We start from the raw sequence: 1,239 nt of genomic DNA on the forward strand, positions 1-1,239 counted from the left end.
AAAAAACGTGGCCCATGGGTTGATGCGAACTTGAGAATGGTGACGCTGCTTTTGCAGTGATCCCGGTTAGGAAGATGACGGATTTGCATAGCCCACGCCCTTCTGTTGGCAACAGGAGGATACAAGATGGCAAAGCAAAAGACCCATACGATTGAGACAGTGAACGTCGGTGCTGCGGCCGTTGATATCGGTTCACGCGAACATATGGCCGCCGTTAACCCGGACGTGACTGACGCGCCAGTGAGGGCGTTTGGCACCTTCACCCATGATCTGCATGACTTGGCTGCTTGGTTTAAGTCACACGGTGTCACCAGCATCGCGATGGAATCCACCGGCGTCTACTGGATCCCAGCTTACGAAATACTTGAGCAGCACGGCTTTGAGGTCATTCTGGTCAATGCTCGTTACGCCAAGAATGTGCCGGGGCGGAAGACCGATGTCAGTGACGCCAGCTGGCTGCGACAACTGCATTCTTACGGTTTGCTACGTGGTAGTTTCCGCCCATCAGCTGAGATTGCCACACTGCGGGCGTATCTGCGACAGCGTGAACGGTTGGTGGAATATGCGGCGGCTCATATCCAGCACATGCAGAAAGCATTGATGGAGATGAACCTTCAACTTCATCATGTTGTCTCTGATATCACTGGCGTGACAGGAATGAAGATCATCCGTGCCATCGTCGACGGCGAACGAGATTTGGATGTGTTGGCATCCCATCGTGACGTGCGTTGCAAGGCTTCAATCGAGACGATCAAAGCCGCGCTTAATGGCAATGATCGTCCCGAACATATCTTTGCGCTGACCCAGTCGCTTGCGCTCTATGACTTTTATCAAAGCAAGATGCTGGAATGCGATCGCCATCTTGAAGCCACACTGGCAGCACTGTGCGCAGATACGGAGCATGACACCAGCCAATTGCCGCGGCCACGCACCAAGAGAAAGCAGGTCAACACGCCTTCGTTCGATGTCCGGGCCGCACTGTTTGGAGTTCTCGGCGTTGATCTGACTGAGATCCATGGAATGGGGCCTTCACTATCACTTAAACTGGTTGGGGAGTGTGGAACTGACTTGCGCGCATGGCCAAGCGCTAAGCACTTCACGTCTTGGCTTTGTCTGGCACCAGGCAACTGTCCGTCGTCATATAAAATGGGACATCAGAGCGGCATGAGTAATGGAGGTTCTGGCTCGTTTGTGTGATTGATTATGCGGCTTGTTTTTGATGTTGCAAGCGGCGTTGTT

At 53.0% G+C, this 1,239-nt stretch carries 1 protein-coding gene; it reads left to right on the forward strand.

Annotated features, from left to right (window positions below):
- The first annotated feature begins 126 nt into the window (after positions 1-126).
- On the forward strand, positions 127-1,197 hold the full coding sequence (locus J3L16_RS15805; protein ID WP_207614028.1) for an IS110 family transposase: 1,071 nt from the start codon (positions 127-129) through the stop codon (positions 1,195-1,197).
- Positions 1,198-1,239 lie beyond the last annotated feature (42 nt).

The organism is Alteromonas sp. 5E99-2 (assembly GCF_017368475.1).
Lineage (GTDB): Bacteria > Pseudomonadota > Gammaproteobacteria > Enterobacterales > Alteromonadaceae > Alteromonas_F.